The 14,820-nt window shown below is 64.0% G+C and carries 13 protein-coding genes; 5 read left to right on the top strand and 8 right to left on the bottom strand.

Annotated elements, in window-relative coordinates; all coding sequences use genetic code 11:
• Window positions 1–153: 153 nt before the first annotated feature.
• On the top strand, window positions 154–1,320 hold the full coding sequence (locus tag ACRVY7_RS10170) for an ATP-grasp domain-containing protein (RefSeq protein ID WP_431816961.1): 1,167 nt from the start codon (window positions 154–156) through the stop codon (window positions 1,318–1,320).
• A 34-nt stretch (window positions 1,321–1,354) separates the two neighbouring features.
• Here the strand turns inward: ACRVY7_RS10170 and ACRVY7_RS10165 are convergent, their stop codons facing one another.
• The 5 genes from ACRVY7_RS10165 to ACRVY7_RS10145 all read right to left on the bottom strand — a co-directional run bounded on the left by ACRVY7_RS10165 (window position 1,355) and on the right by ACRVY7_RS10145 (window position 8,808).
• Complete coding sequence (locus ACRVY7_RS10165) at window positions 1,355–2,752, bottom strand: amidohydrolase family protein (RefSeq protein WP_431817074.1); 1,398 nt, start codon at window positions 2,750–2,752, stop codon at window positions 1,355–1,357.
• A 115-nt stretch (window positions 2,753–2,867) separates the two neighbouring features.
• Window positions 2,868–4,988 carry a neutral/alkaline ceramidase gene (locus ACRVY7_RS10160; RefSeq protein ID WP_431816960.1) on the bottom strand — a complete coding sequence of 707 codons (2,121 nt, stop codon included), beginning with the start codon at window positions 4,986–4,988 and terminating at the stop codon, window positions 2,868–2,870.
• A 110-nt stretch (window positions 4,989–5,098) separates the two neighbouring features.
• The gene (locus tag ACRVY7_RS10155; protein ID WP_431817073.1) at window positions 5,099–6,379 is read right to left on the bottom strand and encodes an MFS transporter; all 1,281 of its coding nucleotides are present in this window, start codon (window positions 6,377–6,379) and stop codon (window positions 5,099–5,101) included.
• Window positions 6,376–7,047 (bottom strand): TetR/AcrR family transcriptional regulator, encoded by a 672-nt coding sequence (locus ACRVY7_RS10150; protein ID WP_431816959.1) that lies wholly within the window; start codon window positions 7,045–7,047, stop codon window positions 6,376–6,378. Before ACRVY7_RS10150 ends, ACRVY7_RS10155 begins: the two co-directional genes overlap by 4 nt.
• A 135-nt stretch (window positions 7,048–7,182) precedes the next feature.
• The gene (locus ACRVY7_RS10145; RefSeq protein ID WP_431816958.1) at window positions 7,183–8,808 is read right to left on the bottom strand and encodes a DUF222 domain-containing protein; all 1,626 of its coding nucleotides are present in this window, start codon (window positions 8,806–8,808) and stop codon (window positions 7,183–7,185) included.
• A 161-nt stretch (window positions 8,809–8,969) separates the two neighbouring features.
• On the opposite strand from ACRVY7_RS10145, the gene ACRVY7_RS10140 reads away from it, so the two are divergent.
• Window positions 8,970–9,851, top strand: coding sequence for an SCO6745 family protein (locus ACRVY7_RS10140; protein WP_431816957.1), 882 nt, complete (start codon window positions 8,970–8,972; stop codon window positions 9,849–9,851).
• A gap of 37 nt (window positions 9,852–9,888) precedes the next feature.
• Here ACRVY7_RS10140 and ACRVY7_RS10135 read toward each other — a convergent pair whose 3' ends face one another.
• Window positions 9,889–10,509, bottom strand: coding sequence for an acyl-CoA-like ligand-binding transcription factor (locus ACRVY7_RS10135; RefSeq protein ID WP_431816956.1), 621 nt, complete (start codon window positions 10,507–10,509; stop codon window positions 9,889–9,891).
• A 156-nt stretch (window positions 10,510–10,665) separates the two neighbouring features.
• Between ACRVY7_RS10135 and ACRVY7_RS10130 the strand changes: the two genes are divergently transcribed.
• Window positions 10,666–11,787 carry an NDMA-dependent alcohol dehydrogenase gene (locus tag ACRVY7_RS10130; protein ID WP_064866126.1) on the top strand — a complete coding sequence of 374 codons (1,122 nt, stop codon included), beginning with the start codon at window positions 10,666–10,668 and terminating at the stop codon, window positions 11,785–11,787.
• A 102-nt stretch (window positions 11,788–11,889) separates the two neighbouring features.
• Here the strand turns inward: ACRVY7_RS10130 and ACRVY7_RS10125 are convergent, their stop codons facing one another.
• Window positions 11,890–12,858, bottom strand: a complete 969-nt coding sequence (locus ACRVY7_RS10125; RefSeq protein ID WP_431816955.1) for an ABC transporter substrate-binding protein — start codon at window positions 12,856–12,858, stop codon at window positions 11,890–11,892.
• 100 nt (window positions 12,859–12,958) lie between these two features.
• Between ACRVY7_RS10125 and ACRVY7_RS10120 the strand changes: the two genes are divergently transcribed.
• The gene (locus ACRVY7_RS10120; RefSeq protein ID WP_431816954.1) at window positions 12,959–13,420 is read left to right on the top strand and encodes a nuclear transport factor 2 family protein; all 462 of its coding nucleotides are present in this window, start codon (window positions 12,959–12,961) and stop codon (window positions 13,418–13,420) included.
• A 16-nt stretch (window positions 13,421–13,436) separates the two neighbouring features.
• Window positions 13,437–14,102, top strand: a complete 666-nt coding sequence (locus ACRVY7_RS10115; protein WP_431816953.1) for a phosphoribosyltransferase — start codon at window positions 13,437–13,439, stop codon at window positions 14,100–14,102.
• A gap of 30 nt (window positions 14,103–14,132) precedes the next feature.
• Here the strand turns inward: ACRVY7_RS10115 and ACRVY7_RS10110 are convergent, their stop codons facing one another.
• Window positions 14,133–14,813, bottom strand: a complete 681-nt coding sequence (locus ACRVY7_RS10110) for a YoaK family protein (RefSeq protein WP_049700409.1) — start codon at window positions 14,811–14,813, stop codon at window positions 14,133–14,135.
• Between the last annotated feature and the right edge of the window lie 7 nt (window positions 14,814–14,820).

The raw sequence follows: 14,820 nt of genomic DNA, 5'->3' as shown, positions 1-14,820 counted from the left end.
CCCCTACAACCACAACTCATCGGTCAACGGTCGGCAAGCGAGTTATTATTCCACTCTCAGTATTCACCGAGGTACTGACAATCCCGTCGCCGCCCGTCTCAGGCCGTCCCCGCCCGCCTCGGGCGGATGCGGACCACTGACTAGACTCGCGATGTGGCGACATCCCCGAAGAAGCACGTACTGATCACCTTCGGCCGCTCTTTCCTCACGCTGAACCTGGCGAGGCTGATGTCGGCGGCAGGTCATCGGGTGACCGTCGTCGACAGCATCCCGATCGGTGTCAGCCGCTTCTCCAACTCGGTCGACGCATTTCACAAGGTGCCTCCACCGAAGTTCGAGCCCCGCGACTACTGCCGCGAACTCGCTCGCATCGTCGTCGACGAAAAAGTCGACATGGTCATTCCCATCCACGAGGAAACCGACATCCTGTCGATGATGGTCGGACTGTTCCCCGCGGAGTGCGAGGTGTTTTTGTCCGATTTCGACACCGAGAACAAGCTGCACAACAAGTACGACTTCCAGCGCGAATTGGTCTCACTGGGCATTCCCACGCTGAAGTTCGCCGTCGTCGAAGGACCCGACGACGCCGCAGCGCTCGACTTCGACGTCCCGTTCGCGCTCAAGCAGTGCTATTCGCGCGGGTCGCAGAAAGTACACAAGATCACTCCCGGCGAGAACCTCGACTGGGTCGAATACGATCCGACGAATCCGTGGCTTGCCCAGGAGTGGATGGAAGGCAAGCGGTACTGCACCTACTCGGTCTGCCGCGACGGCAAGGTCAACGCACACGCGACCTACCCCGTCAGCTACGCGATCGGCGGCAGCTCATGCCTGTCGTTCACCTCTATCGAACACCAACCGATCCTCGACTGGATCACCGAATTTGTTGCAGCGCAGAGGTTTACCGGCCAGGCCGGTTTCGACTTCATCGAGGGTGCCGACGGCAGCCTCTACTGCATCGAGTGCAACCCCCGATCGACGAGCGGGATCATGATTTTCCGCCCCCACAACGACGTACCCGCGGCGTTCTTCGGCCACAACGACGATCTCATCGTTCCCGACTCCGACGTCGACCGCATGATCGGACTCGGCATGCTGCTCTACGGCTGGACGAAGGCATCACGCCAGGGACGGTCGATGCGCCAGTTCTGGAAGGACTTCCGCTCGTACGAGGACGTGATCTTCGAGCGCGGCGACATGAAGCCCGGGGTCATGCTGCCGGTCGCATACGCGTCGATTCTGCGCGACTGCCGTCGCTACCACGTCGGCCTGGCCGAGGGCTTCATGCACGACCACGAATGGGACGGCCACCCGATCTGAGCCACTGAGCTACTGTGTCGGGCCGCGAAAGCCCTCATACCGCGTCGACGTCGACCTTGTCGCCGCCGACGTAGACCTCGGCGATCGCCGGTTCGCGCATGCCCATCAGGAGTGCGAAAAGTGTTTGGTCGCGCGCTCTTTGCGGGTCGTCGTCGCGAACTCCGTTGCGCAGCATCCGTTCCAGCGGCGGCCATCGCTGCGGGTCGATCACCAGGAAGTCGGCCTCCTTGCCGACGTCGAAGTTGCCGAAGCGTGATTCGGCGTCGAGAGCTCGTGCGCCCGCGAGGGTTCCGCTGAACAGCATCTGGGCCGGATGCATGGCGACGCTCGCCTCGCCCGCTTCGGAGATGTGCACCTTGTAGGCGTCACCGGCAACCTTCGAGATGAGCCACTCGTCGCCTCCCCCGCAGTCGCTACCCAGCGCGATGGTCACCCCCGCGTCGACGGTGCGGTTCCACGGCATGGTGCCGGAGCCGAGGAACAACTGGGACGTCGGGCAGTGCGCGATCGACGTGCCGGTCTCCGCCATCCGGGCCAGTTCGGCGTCGGTGCAGTGGACGCAGTGGGCAAGAATGGTGCGCCTGCCGAGCAGGCTTTCGCCGCCGACGGCCGAACCCGGGAGAAACTTGCCGTCGTAGGTGTCGAGATAGCACTCCACGTCGAAGAGTTGCTTGACCAGGTCGACCTCGCCGGTGCCGGGCCGGTTGTTCTCGTTGAGGTGCGTGTGGACGTAGACGCCGCGGTCGCGCACCTGCGCGTAGAGCTCACCGAGCGCCGCGAGGGTCTGCGTTGTCACCGACAGTGTGAAGCGGGGCACGATCGCGGTGAGTAGTCGAGCGGTATCGGGGTTTCCGGTGTCAGCCGCGTGCCACCGATCGATCTCGGCGGTGGTCAATGCGATCGCGTCGGCCTCCGAGGTCATCAGCGGGGCAGCCGAATCCGGACCCTGGGTCTGGATGCCGCGACCGCTGACGATGCGCAGTCCGGCGCGCTGTGTCGCCTCGAATAGTTCGTCCTGTGCCACGGGGAAGGCCGAACCGAACACCATCGCGGCTGTGGTGCCCGCGGCGATCCTGGCGCGGGTGAAGTCGCGCGCGATCGTGCGGGCGAACACCGGGTCGGCCAGTCGCGACTCCGCGGGAAAGATGCAGTTGTTCAGCCATTCCAGCAGCTGGCCGCCGCCGTACGCGTTGAGCTCGTAGGTCTGCGGAAAGTGCACATGGGCGTCGACGAAGCCCGGCAGCAGGAATGCGCCGCCATGGTCGACGACGACATCGCCGGGCTGCGCGGGCAGTTCGTCGAAGGGGCCGCAGAAGTCGATCAGCCCATCAGCGGTGATGGCCAGCGCACCGTCTCCGATGTCGACGAGTGCTGAGTCGGCGTCGGAGACCGTCGGCGAGCCTGCGATGTGCATGATGCTTCCCCGATGGATACGACGCTGTGCTGAGGTGCCAGGATTCGCTGCGGTGCCGGGGCTTGTCACGTCGGGGGCATTCACGCGCACAACCCAACCACAGGTTCGACGGTTCGGCCTGTCGGGACCGGCATCACTTCACGTCGAAGGCGGGACTCGTCCCGACGAACGACGACAGCGCGCCATTGGTGTGCTTGACGTCGCCGAAGTACCGAATGCGGTGACGCCCCGAGACTCCCGGGCCGGTCGTCCAACTGATGGTCACGCTCGACGCCGTCGAACTGCCCGACGGCCGCTTCCAGGCGAGCTCGGTGCCCCAGGTGTTGTCGTCGGCGGCCGCGACCCAGCGACCCGACTCGTACCGTTCGACGACGAAGTAGCCATCCTTGGCTGCGGTGCTTCCCGGCCGCACCCTGTGAACCTTGTTCGAGGGGTGCGCGCCGCAGAACTCGACCGACACGGTGTCACCCGACCGATACGAGGTCTTCGGTCCACGCACGACATCGCCGAAGCGACGACCGCTGATGGGGGTGTCGGCGGGTACCGGAGTCAGCAGATCGGGTTGGGGGCCGCGCTGATCCGGTGGCTTGGGGCCGCGTGACGACGACTTCCCGGCTGCCATTTCGCGTGCGAGCTTGTCGAATTCCTGCATGTACGCGCACAGTGTGTATCGCCCGAAGAGAGTTTCGCCGCCCTCGTACTGCTGCGACAGGTACTCCTCGGGAGTGGTGACGTACTGGCTGTAGCCGTTCGAGTATCCCTGTAGCAGAACGTTTTCCAGTGGCAATGAGAATGCGGCTGCCACGATCCGACGCACGCGCAGTCCCGCGGTGATGGTGAACTCGGCCGGTGCTGCGGCGAGTACCAGATCGCCGATACGGATCAGTTGAATCGGCAGAACCTGCTGAATCCACGGGTGCGGCGGCATATAGCCCAGGGGGAACAGCGGTAGCTTCGGCGCCTGGACCTGCTGAACCCATTCCGGCGGAGTGACTTTCGACGTCGCTCCGAGTGCTGCCGCGAAGGGCAGTACCGTGCCCTCCTTGAGAAACGAGAGCTGGCTGCGTGTGTTGTCCTCGGTGCTCGTCGCCGCGGCTGCCGCACCCATGATCGCGGGACTCGTGCGCGCGGGACGGCCATCCGGCGTGTATGCGCCGTCGATCGCGATGTCGGAGAGGTTCAGGAACCGATACGCATAAGACAGTCCGCCGGACAGCGAACGCGCAGAGGCGAATGCCCGCTGGCCGGCTTTGAACTGCCGCTGACCGATGATCGTGCAGTTGGCGCGGTGATCTTCGGTAGGTCCGGACGGATGTAGTTTGCGCACAGCGAGATTCGGTGTCATGTCGCCTGCGTTGGTCTGCGGGAACGATGCGACGACGTCGGGGTTGCTCTGCTCGGCGAGGTACGACGCGTAGCCCTTGTTGTCGATCGAGATCAATGTGTTGGCGTCGGTCAGCGACGTGCCGTGTGTGGCGAACCAGGTGATCTCGCCGATCACGTTGCCGCCCTGTCGAAGTCGCAGCGAGGTGACCTGCGGATCGATGTACTCGGGGAAGTGTCGACGATCGGGGGTTGGATTGTTGACGAACGCCTGCAGTGATCGGTTGGCGCTGGCGTCGTGTAGCTCGGAATGTCCGAGCTCGAGAGTTCCCGGCGCCAGCGAGTGGTGGGCCGCCACGATTGCGTCGACGAGGCCGGCCACCTCTGCGCGGTACGAGTTCTCCCGATGTCCGAGTGCTGCAAGGACATACGCGTAGTCCCAGGCCGTTCCGCCGCACGAGTTGTGATTGTGGGTGGCGTTGAGATTGACGTTCTCTTCGGTGTAGAGGTTGCCGAATCGCTGGCGCAATTCGTTCATCACGCCGACGTGGTGGGACTCGAAGAGGCAGGCAAGATCGGCGTTGACGAAGACGATTCGCTTACCCGATGCGGCGTCGGCGATGATGTAGGCGCGCGCCCACACGCGTTGCAACAGACCGGTGGCCACCTGGCTGAGGTCGGAGTAGCCCATCATTCCCTGGCCCGCGATGGCGCCGGTGAGATCACCCTTGCCCGCCCCCACGAGGTAGCCCGACGACGGTGCGGCCGTTGCAGTTCCGGCTCCGAGCGCGCCTGTCATGGCGATCCCGACCACGCCCGCTCCGACGGCTCCCGCGGAGGCGCCGAGGAACCCGCGTCGGGTCACTCCGTTCGGAGCTGCGCCGTCGTGTGATGTGTGATGCGGTGTTCCGTGGGATGCGTTGGTGCTCATCTCAACCCCCTGGTGAAATGTGGACGTTCGAATGCATAAATGAATGGGATGCGTTGTGGGTCAGTGAATTACGTTTCGGGTGAACGGGTATGACGGCAGGTCTCGTTTGCTCAACGCACGCTGCGCACCAGTAGAACCGACACGCCGCCGAGGATTCCGAAGATCGCTGAGGCGACGAACAATCCGGTGAAACCGCCGGTCGCTTCGACGATCGCGGCGCCGACCAGAGGTCCGAGTGCCTGCGGGACGGCCATCGCGATGTTCATGATTCCCAGGTCCTGACCGTTGTGCTCGGCGTCGGGGAGGACCTGGGTCGCCAGTGCCTGGTCGACACCGAGGAAGGCGCCGAAGCCGGCGCCGAGCAGCGCTGCCGCGACCATCGTCATGGGGAGGTTGGCGACCACAGCGATGCAGACCGCCGCCGCGCCCTGCGAGACACCTGCGGCGAGGACGAATGGCTTTCGTCTCCCGACGACGTCGCTCAGCTTGCCCGACACCAGTGCACTGATGACGACGAACACCATGTAAACCGCTGTCACCAGCAAGATGTCATTGTCGGCGTCGGTGGAGTGGATACCGAACTTCAGGAAGAAGAAGAGCAGCGAAGTACCAAGGGCGTTACCAAGATTCACCAACACACGGCCGAGTAGTGTCCATCCGAAATCGGGATGCTCACGCGGCGAGATCCACAACTCGGATACGACGGCCCGAATACTGATCCGGCCCTTGTCGTGTCGCGGGTTGGGCGGATCGTTCAGGTACAGCACGAACGGGGCGACACAGGCGATCAGCAAGACCGCGAAGAGTGCGTACGACGGGAGAAATCCGAGGCCGAACGCCGACACCAGCGCGATACCGATGATCACGCCGATCGCTTGCGGGGCCGACACCCAACTCGACACGACACCGCGTTGGAAGACCGGAACCTGATCGCTGATCAAAGCGGTCAGCGCCGCCGACACGGCGCTGAAGCCTGTCAGCGTCGCACACCATCCGATGGTGATCGCAATGATGTTGTTGGAGAAGCCAAGTGCGATGAGTCCCGCCGCGAACAACGCCGTACCGCCGACGATCCATGGTCGACGTCGTCCGTATCGGCTCGTCGTGCGATCCGACAGTGAACCGGTGAGGGGAAATGCCACGAGCGCGAACACCGCAGAGATTCCCGATACCACGCCGAACGTGAGAACGCTTTGCTTCCAATTGCTTTCGTCGACATTGGTGCCGATATCCAGCCAGTCGTTGATCTGGTTGGGAAGGGTGAGCTGGAACGGTGCGAGTTGCGCGAGCCAGATGCCGAGCCAGGAGAGTCCGAAGAGGCCGATCCACTTCGACGAAACGCGTTGCCACGGAGTCGTCGGACTGTGGTGGGCGTCGTGGTCGAGGGTCACCGTGCGTCGGTTTCCGGCGACGTCGGTGTTGTTGCTGTTGCCGGTGTCGGGGTCGGGGTCGGTGATGATGTCGGGTCCGCCGTCGGCGCGGCGAGTGTGACGATTGCGGTCGCGAGTACGTCGATGTTTCGACGCGCAGCCTCGGTGTCCCGGTCGGTCAACCACGACAGCGTAAGACCGTCGATCGCGGAGGTCACCAGGTGAGCGACCTGCGTCAGCGGTAGCTCCCACGTGATCGACATGCGTTCGGCCAGATAACTCAGCGCGTCGGCGACGGCGCTGCGGTAGGTCTGCCACTGCTTGTTCACGGCCGCGCGGTCGTGGCGGATCGCGTGTGTCGCCACCTCGAGGAGTGCGAGCTCACGCGCGGGATCGTCCTCGAGCATGCGCAGGTAGCCGAGCATGGCCTCGCTGAGTACCTCGTGGAGGCTCGCGTCGTCAGCGACCATGTCGGCAGACAACACCGCGGTGAGGCGCTCCTGCTCGGTGATGTGCGTGATGACCTCGGTGATCAGCGCATCGCGGGACGAGAAGATGTAGAAGAGCGCGCCCTGAGGCATTCCCGCCTCGCCGACGATCGCCCTGGTCGTCGCAGCGGCCAGCCCATCTCGTGCGATGACGCGGACTGCGGCATCGACCAGCGCTTGCCGCCGGTCCTCGAAAGTCATTCGACGCAACGAATCCCCCTGGTCATCTGTCGTGGCGAGTTGACCATACGATCAACTGTCGACAAATGTGCGGGATTCGCTCGAAATCCGCAACAGGAGCGCGGCGATTTAACCGCGCCGCAATCGGCGCCGCCGTCAGGCGGGTTCGAGTTCGCCGATGGCGATCAGGGTGCCGTCGTGCAGCATGCGCACGATCTCGTCGGCGACGTCCTCGGGGTAGGTGTAGTCGTCGATGGGTTGCGGATTTGCAGGCGGTGGAGTTGGGGATTCATCTACCGCGGCTGCCGGCGTCAGCTCGGCTCGCCACTGCTCGAGCTTGTCGTCGATGATCGCGTCGAGATCGTGAATGTTGTTGGTGCGCAGCGCAGTAGGCTTCCCGGGGAATGCCGGGTCCGGGTTGGAGCGCCAACCGTATCTCCCGCGGTTGGGGCCGTCGGGGATCTTCTCTGTGGTGAACTGCCCGGGACCGTCGCCGACCGCGCGGTTGTGGGGTCCGCAGGCCGGTGCGAGCTCGTCGATGTCGGTGCGTCCGCCCTTCGCCCAATCCTGTTCGGCGTGGTGGATTTCGCAGTGGCTGAAGGGGCGGGGGCAGTCGGGCATGGAGCATCCACCGTAGTTCGCGAACAGCATGAACCGCTGTGACTCGTTCGCGAGGCGGTTGGCCGTGCCGAAGTAGAGGGGTGCACCGGTGTGCTCGGAGAACACCGCCAGGTGCATGACCGATTGTGCGGCCAAACGGATCAGGTCGGGCATCGGGATGTCGGCGCCGGTGGTGGTCTGTCCGAAGCCCGCGTACTCGCGGAGCTGAGTGTCGGAGATGCGTACGACGAGGTGTGGCGGAAGTCCGCGATGGCTGGCGCCGAGCAGCCCGCCGTCGAGGACGGCCCTGAGAATCGCGGAGAGCGCGTCGTGGTTGCGTTGCGACTGGGTGCGAGTGTCGCGGGCCGCTGCCTCCTTGAGCGCGTCCACATCGGCGAACTCGTTGCTGCCGGTGGGCGAGGCCTCGTCGTCGGGATTGTTCATTCCGGGTGCTGCCCATGCTGCGAGTGCTGTATCGAGCATCGCGCGGGTCGTGGGATCGAGGGTGCCGAGGATGCGTGACATCGACTGTGTGTCTTGATTGTCGACGGTGAGTCGGCGCTGACGCTTGCGGTCGTTGTCGTCGGTGATCGTGCCGTCCGGGTCGAGGTAGGCGAGTAAACGGTTACCTGCGGCGAGAATCTGGCGTGGCGCTAGCTTCTGTGCGAACTCGGCGACTTCCGCTTCGGCGCGGGTCAGTTGCTCCGCATCGATGCCCTCCGGAATCTTGTTCAGCACGGTGAGTGCTGCGGTGAGGTGATCGGCACCGAGCGTGCCGCTGCGCAGTGCGTCGGCGAGCAGCGGGTAGAGCGGGGGCATCGTGTCGCCGGTGATCGTGAAGGTCTCGTTGAGTGCCAGGATCTGCCGCCTGCGCTTGGTTGCGTCGTGCAGGCGCAACGCGCCCATCATGAAGTCCGACAACGAGTGTGTGCCGACAGCGCGATACGCCGCACGATTGGACACATCCATGATTCGACTGTTGCCGATCGAGATCATCCTGCGCGCCGCACGCTCGTGCTCGATCGCCATGGCCGCCACCTCGGCTTCCGTTGCACCGCTGGTGTCGACGTCGTCGATCTGATCGAGCAATGCGTGCAATTGCTCATACAGCGCAACGGGATTCGGCGCAGCAGCCTCGCCGGCCAGGTGCCCCTCGTGGATGTCTGAACTATCGGTCCCCATGCCCGCCCCCGCCTCCGGTGTCGAACTGACGTTCTATTTCCAACGTACCCGTCGAATCGGACATGTCAAGGAGAATCTTTCCGCCTGTTGAGTACTGCCCGGGCCGGCCCCGTCGACTTCATTCTTGACTCGACGCCTTCCCGACCGCGAGGGTGGAGCACATGGTCACAGTCGACGACACCGCAGCCGCCCGCGCCAGGCTGGCGTACGAAACACTCGAACCGTTCCACGTCCTCGCCTACTTCAACCCGGGACTCGCTGAGGCACAGAGTGATCTGAGCCTCGACCCGCACGCCTTCTACGTAGGAGCGCGAGGGGCTCCGCTCGGAGATTGCGCAGCCCCGGTCGTCGTCTCGTCGTTCTACAACTTCGCGCCCGAACTCATCACCAACGCGTGGGAGTCGGCGCGCAAGGTCGGTCTCGACAAGGTTGCCGCGCGTCGAGAGCAGATGCTCGACGCCCAGTTCCGCGAAATACTGGGCGAGCGGGTCGTCGAACCTGAACTTGCTTCTCTCGCAGAGCGTTACCAAGAGATCGCATCGAGTCTCCCGATGGGAGGTAGGCCATTGGCCTCGGCGTGGGCGGCGCTGACACCGCCGGATTCTCCGCACCTCGCGCTCTGGCACGCGCTGTCCGTACTGCGAGAGTGGCGGGGAGACAACCACATTGCGGTCCTCGTCCAGAACGGTCTCGACGGAATCGACGCGGCGACCTTCCACGAGGCAGGACTGCCCGACCCGACGATTCGACGTCGAGCATTGGGTCGACGACTCGCTCAGTTGACCCGCGGCTGGTCGGACGAGGCGTGGGAGGCTTCGGTCGCCAGGCTCGTCGAGCGCGGGCTTGCCACCAGGATCGACGACGATGGGCACGAGTTGACCCCGGCCGGTCTCGATCTCTACCGCGCGATCGAAGCCGAGACAGACGCCATCACCGGTTCGGCATGGGCGAGTGAGGATGTCGACGAACTGCTCGAGTGTTCCCGGCCGTTCGTGAAGGCCGTGATCGACGCGGGCGTTCTTCCCGGAACTAAGAAGAAGTAGCACCCCGCAGGCGCTCGGAACCTGTCTCTCGAGCGTCCTATCGGTCGTGGGGTTCGAGGGCGTCGAACAGTATTCGCATGCACTCGCTGATCGACAGCTTGGTGTGTGTGAGCCAATGCTCATGTGCCGCAATCGAAGCGGCAACCGCGGCATGGCCGGCAGCACGCGCGTAGGCGCTCTCGTCGCTCTTGTCGGTGCGCGTGGCGACGAACCGTGTGACAGTGATGCGCCACCGTCGGAAGACCTGGTTGGCCTGCGCCTGCACCGCGGGCTCGTACAGAATCAACCGGGCGCGGTGTCTGGCCCAGTCGTCTTCTGCGCGTCCGTGGTCGAGTGTGGCGATGTACGCCGCGGTGACGGCGGCCCACGGTGAGATGTCGGGCGAAGCGTCGTCGAGTAGTTGCTCGAACAGGGCGTGTTCATTCTCCGACTCCACCCAGATCACGTCGGCTTTTGTGGGGAAGTAGCGAAAGAAGGTTCGACGGCTGACGCCGACGGTCGCGGCGATCTCCTCCACGCTCGTCTGGTCGAAGCCGTTCTCGATGAACAGGCGTTGTGCCTGGGCCGCGAGTTCGTGCGGGCTGGTCATGGCGGGGCGACCGCCGCGATCGACGGGTGAATCGACGGGGTCGAGCGTGCGCCGTTCATCGGAACCCATGACCACCATCATGGCGCATCGGCGTCGTTCGGCCTTGTCGGCGGCGCCCGCTTGCCGATTTCGGCGAAATCGAACCGGTTTTGTCACCCTGTGTCATATCTCTCCTCACTGAGAGGCAGATCACATCGTCGAACGGTGTGGATGAAGGAGGAAGAAATGAGAACACGAGCCGCTGTCCTGCGTGAGGCGCCGGGTGAATGGTCGGTCGAGGAGCTCGAACTCGACGAACCGAAAGAAGGTGAGCTGCTCGTCGAGATGGTCGCAACTGGCTTGTGCCACAGCGACGATCACATTTCGCACGGTGATATCACCGCTGGGCACCTACCCGTCGTCGGCGGGCACGAGGGTTCGGGAATCGTTCGCAAGGTGGGTCCGAGCGTCACGGGATTCGAGGTGGGGGACCACGTTCTCACGTCGTTCATCCCCTCGTGCGGCCGATGCCGCTGGTGCGCGGCCGGCATGCAGAACCTCTGTGACAACGGTGCGCTGATCATGATCGGGCACCAGATGGACGGCACCTACCGGATGCACTCCGACGACGGCCACGACGTCGCGACGATGGGCCTTCTCGGAACGTTCTCCGAGTGGCAGGTCTACGACCAGATGTCGCTGGTCAAGATCGACAAGGACGTGCCGCTTGAGGTCGCGTGCCTGGTTGCCTGTGGCGTGCAGACCGGATTCGGTTCTGCGGCAACGGCAGGAAACGTGCAGCGCGGCGACACGGTGGTGATCGCTGGTGTAGGCGGCGTCGGGATGAACGCCGTACAGGGTGCGCGCGAGAGCGGTGCGTCGCACATCATCGCGGTCGATCCGGTGGCCGACAAGCAGAAGTGGGCAACGGATTTCGGCGCCACCGACGCCTTCGGCTCGATCGACGAGGCGATGCCGCGTGTGGCCGAGTTGACCAACGGCCAGGGTGCGGATGTGGTCGTCCTGACCGCCAGCATCGTGACCAACGAGTTGATCGGTCAGGGCCTTGCCGCCACACGCAAGGCCGGAACCGTCGTCGTGACCGGCATCAGTTCGGAGAGCGAGGAAGGTTCGGTCCCCGGACTGAACGCGAACAATCTCGCGATGATGCAGAAGCGGATTCAGGGTGCGCTCTACGGCATGAAGTCACCGCGTGAGGCAATGCCCAACCTGCTCAACATGTATCGCGCGGGAAACCTCAAACTCGACGAGTTGATCACGCGCACGTACACGCTCGACCAGATCAACAGCGCATACGACGACATGCGCGAGGGCCGCAACATCCGTGGCGTGATCCGATTCTCCTGACCTGATCCCGTCGGCGCCGCATCGGGCGGCGCCGACGGACAGGCTCACGCGAATCGTCTGTGCGGCAGAGTCTCTGGCTTAGATGTCACTGAATCTTGCATGTCACTGAATCTTGGCCAGTGCGGGTTCGACCTTCTTGATCGCCCACGGCACGGAGTAGATCGACGGGCTGCTGAAGGCTGCCGCGTTGTTGTTGTCCAGGTACACAGTGCTGCCGCGCTGTACTGCGGGTAGCGACGTGAAGCCCGGAACCTTCTCGAAGACCTCGGGTCCTCCCGTCAGTGGCCAGAGAATCAGCAGGTCCGAGCGGAGCACGTCGATTCGCTCAGGGGAAACGAGAGTGCGATCGCCGTTGGGGGACAACGACTTCACCGCTGGGTCGAGGACCAGACCCATCTGATCCATCAGCTTCGACGCCGCATCACTGTCGGAGGTGATCACGCCGAGCTGATTCTCCTGAGTGAACTGTGCGAACGAGAATGTCTTGCCCTGGGCCTTCGGATACGTCGACTTGACTTGCGCCAGTTGATCATTGACCTCTGCGACAGCATCGGCGGCTTGCGTGCGCTTGTCAAAGATCTCGCCTGCCGTGGTGGTCACGTCCTCCCAGCTGTCCACCTGGGTGCCCTGCTCGAGCACGGGGATCGTGGGCGCGATCTGCTGCAGGCGTTCCCACGACGCCTTGTCGGGAAGGAAGCCGGCCAGGATCACGTCCGGCTTGTACTTCGCGAGGGTCGCGATATCGGGGGTCGCGGTGTAGGGCACGACGGTCGACGAATGCTCGGGCGTCCACTCGAACCGGTTGTTCTCGCCCGAGTAGCCCTCCAGGACGAACTCTGCGGTGATCGGAACGTCGAGCTTGATCAGAGAGTCTGCCCAGGTCCAGTTCAACGTGACAGGACGCTTGGGCGTGCTGGGGATCTCGGTGGTGCCGTACTGGTGTGTGATCGTCACCGGCCCGGCCGGGGACGACGATGACGAATCGGAATCGGAATCGGCGCTCGAACAGGCTCCGACTACCAGTGACACTGCCGCGAGCACTACCGCGAGATGGCCGAACTTGAATCTCATTAGGCAAAGCTAACTTATGTCCGGTTTGTGCGATAGGCCTGACGCGAGCGGTTGTGCCCAAACGCCCCCGCCGACCGGCGGCGCGGAGTAGACGTTGGGCATGGACGATCTCGAGCAAGTGAAGGCGCTCAAGTACCGCTACCTGCGGGCACTCGACACCAAGGATTGGGATGCATTCGCCGCGACGCTTACCGAGGACGTCACCGGCGATTACGGAGAGAAGCTGTCCTTCGGTGACAGAGATGAACTCGTCGGGTACATGCGCAGCTCCGTCGGACCGGGTGTCATCACCGAGCATCGCGTCGACCATCCCGAGATCATCGTCGACGGCGATTCCGCTACCGGTCGGTGGTATCTACAGGATCGTGTCATCGTGTCGGAGTTCTCTTTCATGATGATCGGAGCGGCGTTCTACGCGGATACTTACCGCCGAACCGACGACGGCTGGCGCATCTGCGCGACGGGCTACGACCGGACGTACGAGGCGACCGTCGATCTGAAGGACCTACCGAGCTTCTCCGTCACGGTTGGCCGGGCGATCACTCTCGCCACTTCCTCGTGAGTCCGGGGGACCGGTTATGTCGTACCTGTTCGCAGATCGAGCCGACGCCGGGCGAATGTTGGCCGAGCGCATCAGGGTCACCGGAGGTCTCTTGCCGGGTTCGTCTGCAGAACAACCACTTCCGTTGATCGTCGGCCTCGCACGAGGTGGTGTGCCTGTCGCCCGTGAGGTCGCCGAGACTTTCGACGCTCCGCTCGAGGTGCTGGTTGTGCGCAAACTCGGCGCTCCCGGTCAGCCGGAGTACGCGATGGGTGCTATCGCGGCGGGGCAGGTGTTCGTGGCCGACGACGTGCCGCGGCGACTAGGGGTGTCGGATCGGCAATTGCATGAGATCGTGATGCGCGAAGACGCGCTGCGTATCGAGCGAGAAACGAAATATCGCCAAGAGCGGCAACCGTATTCGTTTGACGGAAGATTCGTCGTCCTCGTCGATGACGGTATCGCGACGGGTGCCACGATGGCAGTGGCAGCGCGCGCCGTTCGTGCGGCGGGCGCTGCTGGGATCATGATCGCCGTGCCGACCGCTCCGCGCGATGCCCTGCGCAGATTCGCAGACGATCCCGACATCGACCGGGTGGTGGCCGTCGACGTTCCAGAACCCTTTAGTGCCGTTGGGTTTTCGTACCGCGATTTCGGTCAGGTCCCCGATGATGACGTGGTGAGTTGTCTACGTGATCGATGATGCGGGGCTGCAGCTAGGGGTGCTCCAGGGTCAGGCGGCTGGCCGGGTCCGCACCTGCGCGATGAAGACGGCGAGGCCGATTGCCTCGAGAAGCACCGCTCCCCAGAGCGCCGGGCCGATCGTCTGCGCAACGCCTGCACCGCACAGTGCGCCAACGAGGAAAGCGAGCACCACGATAGCGGTGGCGACAGCGGCGCGGACCTGCGCCGACGACCTTCCGCGTACGAGGTCTGCTGCCGCGGCGACGAACCGCATCAGGTTGCCCGTTGTCGCGATACTCACGAACGAGATTCCGCCCGCGGTGCGGAACAGTTCGAGCCGTACCCCGCCCACGAACGACAAGGGGATCACGAACAGTGCGGCAGGAGCGCTCGACGGCAGACATGCCAGCACGGTGAAGACGACGAGTTGGAAGACGAGCACCGAGCCGAGAGCGCGCGCCGGGAGCGTCGGGACCAGTGTGCGAAGCACCTGGGCGGCAACGAGACCCGCAAGGTAGGCCAGCAACGGCCAGGCGAACTTTGCCCATTCGTCACCCTTGACCAACCCGACCGCCAAGAACACGACGTTGCCGGTCTGTGCGAATCCGAACACCTGGTGTCGCAGATAGAGGAACGCGTCGACGTACCCGCCGACGACGGTCATCAGCACGGCACTGATGAGTCCGACTTCGCCCCGAGTCGGCGGAAGGAACGCCCGTGTTGCTGCCATCGCCGAA

The sequence above is a fragment of the Gordonia jacobaea genome (genome assembly GCF_965344965.1).
Lineage (GTDB): Bacteria > Actinomycetota > Actinomycetes > Mycobacteriales > Mycobacteriaceae > Gordonia > Gordonia jacobaea.
The sequence above is the reverse complement of the archived record's forward strand: the minus strand, read 5'-3'. Positions and strand labels throughout refer to the sequence as shown.

Coding starts and splice junctions, on each gene's coding strand:
- ACRVY7_RS10160 (WP_431816960.1), bottom strand. CDS start 4,988: ATGAGCACCAACGCATCCCACGGAACACCGCATCACACATCACACGAC.
- ACRVY7_RS10150 (WP_431816959.1), bottom strand. CDS start 7,047: ATGACTTTCGAGGACCGGCGGCAAGCGCTGGTCGATGCCGCAGTCCGC.
- ACRVY7_RS10145 (WP_431816958.1), bottom strand. CDS start 8,808: ATGGGGACCGATAGTTCAGACATCCACGAGGGGCACCTGGCCGGCGAG.
- ACRVY7_RS10140 (WP_431816957.1), top strand. CDS start 8,970: ATGGTCACAGTCGACGACACCGCAGCCGCCCGCGCCAGGCTGGCGTAC.
- ACRVY7_RS10135 (WP_431816956.1), bottom strand. CDS start 10,509: ATGGGTTCCGATGAACGGCGCACGCTCGACCCCGTCGATTCACCCGTC.
- ACRVY7_RS10130 (WP_064866126.1), top strand. CDS start 10,666: ATGAGAACACGAGCCGCTGTCCTGCGTGAGGCGCCGGGTGAATGGTCG.
- ACRVY7_RS10125 (WP_431816955.1), bottom strand. CDS start 12,858: ATGAGATTCAAGTTCGGCCATCTCGCGGTAGTGCTCGCGGCAGTGTCA.
- ACRVY7_RS10120 (WP_431816954.1), top strand. CDS start 12,959: ATGGACGATCTCGAGCAAGTGAAGGCGCTCAAGTACCGCTACCTGCGG.
- ACRVY7_RS10115 (WP_431816953.1), top strand. CDS start 13,437: ATGTCGTACCTGTTCGCAGATCGAGCCGACGCCGGGCGAATGTTGGCC.
- ACRVY7_RS10110 (WP_049700409.1), bottom strand. CDS start 14,813: ATGGCAGCAACACGGGCGTTCCTTCCGCCGACTCGGGGCGAAGTCGGA.